The 6,156-nt window shown below is 44.3% G+C and carries 6 protein-coding genes; 1 reads left to right on the forward strand and 5 read right to left on the reverse strand.

The window, feature by feature from the left end:
* Positions 1-374: Uma2 family endonuclease (locus tag PLH26_RS19180; RefSeq protein WP_324587636.1), on the reverse strand; the 374-nt coding region annotated here is incomplete at its 3' end.
* 171 nt (positions 375-545) lie between these two features.
* Between PLH26_RS19180 and PLH26_RS19185 the strand changes: the two genes are divergently transcribed.
* Complete coding sequence (locus PLH26_RS19185) at positions 546-3,173, forward strand: zinc-dependent metalloprotease (RefSeq protein WP_324587637.1); 2,628 nt, start codon at positions 546-548, stop codon at positions 3,171-3,173.
* A gap of 263 nt (positions 3,174-3,436) precedes the next feature.
* Here PLH26_RS19185 and PLH26_RS19190 read toward each other — a convergent pair whose 3' ends face one another.
* From PLH26_RS19190 to PLH26_RS19205, 4 genes are all read right to left on the reverse strand, one after another.
* Positions 3,437-3,838 (reverse strand): DoxX-related protein, encoded by a 402-nt coding sequence (locus PLH26_RS19190; RefSeq protein ID WP_324587638.1) that lies wholly within the window; start codon positions 3,836-3,838, stop codon positions 3,437-3,439.
* A 126-nt stretch (positions 3,839-3,964) separates the two neighbouring features.
* Positions 3,965-4,660, reverse strand: a complete 696-nt coding sequence (locus PLH26_RS19195) for a DUF1003 domain-containing protein (RefSeq protein WP_324587639.1) — start codon at positions 4,658-4,660, stop codon at positions 3,965-3,967.
* Between the two features lie 106 nt (positions 4,661-4,766).
* Positions 4,767-5,459 (reverse strand): response regulator transcription factor, encoded by a 693-nt coding sequence (locus PLH26_RS19200; RefSeq protein WP_324587640.1) that lies wholly within the window; start codon positions 5,457-5,459, stop codon positions 4,767-4,769.
* 13 nt (positions 5,460-5,472) lie between these two features.
* The coding region (locus PLH26_RS19205; protein WP_324587641.1) for a sensor histidine kinase at positions 5,473-6,156 on the reverse strand (684 nt) is incomplete at its 5' end.

A 6,156-nucleotide genomic window follows, 5' to 3' on the forward strand; every position in this document is an offset into this window, starting at 1 on the left:
AGCGTTCCGATCTGCATATAAAAAAAGAACTTCCTGCCGAGGTCATAGTCCTCCGTTGAGGGAGAGAGTATCTCAAAAATAACCGACGGGTTTTTTACGGTATCTTTTATATCATCCGACAAATCCAAAGCTCCGCATATTATACTGGCATCGGGATAAAAGTAAGATTCCCGGGAAGGCACATATATCCGCAGGTCGCTAGGATAAATATTGCAGGATTTTCCTTTTAAAAAAGTACCGGTCAGGGCAATAATATTTGAAAGAATAAGATTATGCTCCGGCGAAGCGCCTGCCATGGAAACAATAACACCCGAGGCATATTCATGCTTATCCTCCGATTTCCGTTCCCAGTCCAGGAATGCAGAGGGGCTCATTGAAGTATAATATTTAGGCGCTGGCTCCTCAATAATCATGATACGAATATAGTACTAAACCCGCTTTGCCTTTCGTAATTCTTTTTATTCTGTTAACCCCGTTAACAGCCTCTTACAAAATTATCGCTGCCATAAGTGCCAAACACTCTATCTTGGTGGAAAATACCGTTTATGTATAAAAAAGCTGCCTTGCTGGCAATGAGCTGCTGTTTTCTCGGCGTAGCTGTGCTGGCTCAGAAAAAACAAAAAAACGCCGAAGCAACTCCTGTTCCGGTCGTTGACACAACAAAAAAAACGCCTCCCAAACCGCCCAAAGCTACTGTAGCTGAAAAGACGAAGTCGAGCAAAAAAACCGACGGGCTTTTTACCATATACCAGGATACGGCAACGGGCAGTGTGCAATTGTATGTTAAGAAAGACCAGTTGGGGAAAGAATATATATACCAGAGCTTTTCCATGGGCGGCCCTACAAGGCTTTACCTGAACCAGAATATGATAAGAGCCACATTTGCCTTTAGCATTGGCAAAGCGTTCAATAAGCTGGAATTTGCCCGGCAAAACACCAATTTTTATTACGACCCGTCCAATGCTGTCAGCAAGGCTGCCAATGTAGATGCAGCGCCGGCTATCTTTTTCTCCGAAAAAATAGTAGCTGAAGATTCAACAGGTTACCTCGTTGCCGCCGACGGCTTGTTTTTGAGCGAGAAAATGGATCCCGTAAAACCTTTGGTTCCGCCGGGCACGCCTCCCACAGCGGTATTCAATTTAGGATCGCTTAATGCGGGTAAATCGAAATACAGCCATATAAGATCGTACCCCGACAATACCGACATAGTGGTTGATCTCGTTTATGATAATCCCATGCCTTTTAACCAGGGAGGAGCCGATGTAACGGACGCACGTTATAACCGCATTCGTATGCAACATTCTTTTCTTGCCATGCCGGAAAACGATTACCGCCCCCGCCGTGATGATCCGCGTGTAGGTTATTTTGGAGCAGAGGTGCAGGATCTTACGTCTGTATCGGCCACGCCGTATAAAGATTTTATCAGCCGGTGGTATCTTGTAAAAAAAGACCCTGCTGCAGCAATAAGCGAACCGGTGGATCCTGTTGTGTACTGGATTGAAAATACAACGCCGGTTGAGTACAGGGAGATCATTAAAGAAGCCGGGGAAAAATGGAATGAAGCTTTTGAGAAAGCAGGGTTTAAAAATGCCATTGTTATGAAGATCATGCCCGATACCGCCACCTGGGATCCGGCAGATATCCGCTATAACGTTATCCGCTGGGTGAGCAGCCCCTACCCGAGCTATGGCGCTATCGGCCCAAGCTTCTTTAACCCGCGAACCGGACAGATCCTGGGGGCGGATATTACTATAGAATGGAGAAGCGGTGCGGGTACCGTTAATTATGACGACCTGTTCAATGGCGCCGGTGCTACAGGGCTGCCCGGCGTTCAGCTACCCTGGAATGATGCCGTTGATGAGCAGCATGTAAGCTTCGGCAAGAACCATCTTCAATACTGCAATATCGCCCGTGAATTGCAGGCACAGTATATAACCGGGCTCACCGTGCTGGAAGCGCTGGACAATAAGCCCGAAGCGGTGAAGGAAATGCATAAGGAATTTCTTATTTATCTCGTCATGCACGAAATGGGGCATACCCTGGGTTTGAATCATAATATGAAAGCCAGCCAGATGCTCAGCCCGGCGCAGATCAATGATAAGGCCATTACCGATAAAACCGGCATGATCGGTTCCGTGATGGACTACCCTTCCATTAATGTAAGTCTTGACCGCAGCAAGCAGGGAAATTATTATACCACCAAAGCGGGCCCATACGATATATGGGCTATAGAGTACGGCTACACACCTTTTGCTGCCGGTGAAGAGAAAGCGGCACTGAATAAAATACTCAGTCGCAGTACCGAACCGCAGCTTGCTTTTGGCAATGATGCAGATGATATGCGTTCGCCGGGAAGAGGCATAGATCCCAGGGTAATGATCAATGATATGAGCAATGATATGATGGCTTACGCTGAAGACCGGTTTAAGCTGGTAGACAGGATGATCCCCAAATTAAAGGAGCGGTACAGCAGGCCGGGACAAAGCTACCAGCAGCTCCGCCAGCGCTACCTGATGCTGCAGAGCCAGCGGGCGCAAATGGCCAACGCGGTTAGCCGTTATATTGGCGGGGTATATGTAGACAGGAGCTTTGCAGGACAAAATACAACTGCCAAACCGTTTACGCCGGTTCCGGTGGAAACACAAAAAAAGGCGCTCGCATTACTGAATAAATATATTTTTTCACCCGGTGTGTTCAATGCAGATGCACTGCTGTATCCTTACCTGCAGCTTCAGCGAAGGGGTTTCAATTTCTTTAGATCTACGGAAGACTATAAGCCCCAGTCAACTGTTCAGAGTATCCAGCTATCTGTGTTAACACAATTGCTGCACCCGGTTACATTGCAGCGCATCAACAACAGCGGGTTATATGGTAACAGGTACAGCACTGCTGACCTTACAGCCGATTTGAATAAATATTTCTTTGCGGCAGACCTTAAAACCAATGTCAACCTGTACAGGATAAACCTGCAAACAGAATATGTAAAAGCGCTGGCATCCATAGCAACCAGTTCGTTGCCAAATGCATATGATAATGCTTCCAGAGCAGCAGCATTATCTTCACTCAAAAAAATAAAATCAATGTTGGGCACCGCTGTATCTGCCAATGAGCAAACCAGGGCTCACCGTACCAATCTTAACTTTATTATTGATAAAGCATTATCGGTAAAATAAACAATACTAAGTCATATAAATGATATCTATTTGAGCGAGGCGCAGCGCTAAAAACGTTCAGACTAAGGCGGGGAAAATGGCAATGATCATTTTCCTCTTTTTATGTCACAGAGTGAACCCGAATTTGAGGCAACAGTATTGGGCTTGTGCTTTATACGCCCCTGCACTGTTGATTGATTGGCATTCCAATCCTGCCTGCACTTACTGCAGGGAGTAAGCGAAGTGCTGTATAAAAAAGTTATCAGGGATTCAGGGACGGGCGCCTATTTGTCGGATTCCGTTAGCCGCTGATGTTTTGCAATGCTGGCGATATACATGGCGAATCCGGCTATAGCAGTGTCTTTTAATGCATTAACCAGCGCTGCCTGCCGCAATTCCGGGGTACCTGAATTCAGATGATTGGGGATGTGAATGAGCACCACAAACGCAATTAATAAAACAGCCAGAAGGTAACCTGCAAGAGATACATAACGGTTGCTGATAAAGGCCATGGCGGCAAGAATAAATGCAATGCCAACCAAATATACCCATACTATTCCTCTTGGCAGATACAGCGGTACATAGTTGAGCATTCCGGTTGGATTGGTGAAATGCATTATACCGAAGATAATCATAACAACGGCCAGAAGCCATATGGCTATGCGGGAAATCGTTAGGTGTATCATAAAAAGAGCTTTTGGTAGTATTAAGTTAGTTCATTTCTTTTAGAATAAAAGATTATATTTTGCACAGCTATTCCAAACTGCGTATAGCCGTACTGTTTGGTATGAATGCTGCAAAAAATATTCGCTTCATTGCGCTTCTAACTTTTTAGCTATGCGGCTGAACATATCATTTTGTGTTTGCTGTATTTCAAGCAGCTTCCTGTTTTGATCGAGCAGTAAATGATCAAGTTTTTCGTGAAGCAGACGGATCTCCAGCTCTGCTTTAAGATTGATCTTATAATCGTGCTCCCCCCTTGCGCGGTCCTTGGCCTCCTGCCTGTTCTGGCTCATCATAATGATGGGTGCCTGTATAGCCGCAAGACAGGAAAGCACCAAATTGAGCAATATAAACGGGTAAGGGTCAAACCCCCTGTTGTGCAGCAGATACATGTTGATGCCCATCCAGCTGAGCAATAGAAAAAAGAACAGTAAAATAAAGCTCCAGCTTCCGCCAAATGTGGCTACACGGTCGGCCAGCTTTTCACCCGGGCTGCTGTTTTCGGCCGACTGTAAAACAATATTTTCCGAAAGGATCTGGTTATCCGTTATGCTGTTTACTACTTCTTTTTCGGCATCCGTCAATTCGCCGATTTCCTGCCGCAGGAGCAGCTCAATATACATTTTGCGCTGTTCCTGCAATGCAGCGGCTGATATATTGCTTTTTTCATTAAAACCGGGATACCGCTCCCTTATAAAATCATATAACGGTTTTCTGAGTTGGGAACCCGTCAGGAGCTCCTCATCGGGATATTCTTTTTGGGTAATAAAGCAAGTGCTGTTCATATCCTTTCTTTTAAGTATGTTTACCAAACTTAACAAAAACAAGTCAGGAAAAGGAAGTATCAGCACAGGTGCTGCTATGTACGGCAATTGGTGAGCAATCAAAAAATCAGGCAGGTATATTAAGCCGGAAACCTACGCCATGTATGGTTTCAAGGTTAACAGAATCGTCATTTTTAAAATGCTTGCGCAGCTTGGTAATAAAAACGTCCATGCTCCTGCCGAGGAAATAATCATCCTTTCCCCATACATTCAGCAATACTTCCTCTCTTTTTAAAATATGGTTGGGGTGCTCACATAAAAATTTCAGCAGGTCGGCTTCTTTTTGTGTTAAATTGGAAACATCTTCACCATTGTAAATTTTGAGATCGGTATACGAAAAATGCATTTTGCCCAGCTTATATTCCTGCGCCTGATCTGAGAACAGCTTTTTTGTTCTGCGTAAGAATACATCCATCCGCATCAACAGTTCTTTCATGCTGAAAGGCTTGGTGATATAATCGTCTGCCCCGCTGGTAAAACCTTTCAGCTTGTCTTCCTCCATTGATTTGGCCGTAATAAATAAAATAGGAATGAGATCGCTTTTCTGGCGGATTTTTTTAGCCACGCTGAAGCCGTCCCTGGCGGGCATCATTACATCCAGCAGGCAAATGTCAAATTCATTCTTTTGAAAATATTGCAACGCCTGTTCTCCGTCGGCACACAGCAATACACTATAGCCTTCCTGCTCCAGGTTATCTTTAATTACATAACCCAGCGACAGATCATCTTCGGCAAGTAAAACCCTGGCTTTTGGTTGCATGATATAAATGTATTTATCCGGGTAAAATAATCTTAAATTCTGTGCCTATTCCCGGCACGCTGTGTACCACAATTCTTCCATTATGGGCATCCACTATTTTTTTAACAAAATTCAGGCCTAATCCAAATCCTTTAACATTGTGTACATCGCCTGTGGGTACCCGGTAGAATTTCTTAAAAATATTTTTAAAATATTTTTTATCAATCCCTACCCCATTGTCTTTTACAGAGATATAACTTTCCGTTGCGGTTTTCCCTGCTTCAATAATAATTAAAGGGGTGCGGGAATATTTTATCCCGTTTTCAATGAGGTTAACAATGGCCAGTTCAAGATGCGTTTTATCGGCCCTGATGGTAATATCATCGTCTTCAATTTTAATTTCTATCCTTGCAGCTTCTGCCTCTATCAGGGGCTGTAGCTTGGATATAGCCTGCTCAATGAGTTCTTTTGCCGGGATGGCTTCCGTTTTTACACGAAGCTCCTTTTGTTCCGACACCGCCATTTTCAGCAATTGCTCAACCTGGTTTTGCAGGTGTTCTGTTTCGTGTGAGATAATGTTGGTATATTTTTCCATCCGGTCGGGTTGTTTTATTATACCGGGCTGAGCCAGCACCTCGGATGCTATTTTCATAACAGCCAGAGGTGTTTTAAATTCATGTGTAAAGTTATTTACAAAGTCTTTTTGTATTTCTATGAG

It is taken from the genome of Agriterribacter sp., from assembly GCF_035444585.1.
Taxonomy (GTDB): Bacteria; Bacteroidota; Bacteroidia; order Chitinophagales; family Chitinophagaceae; genus Agriterribacter.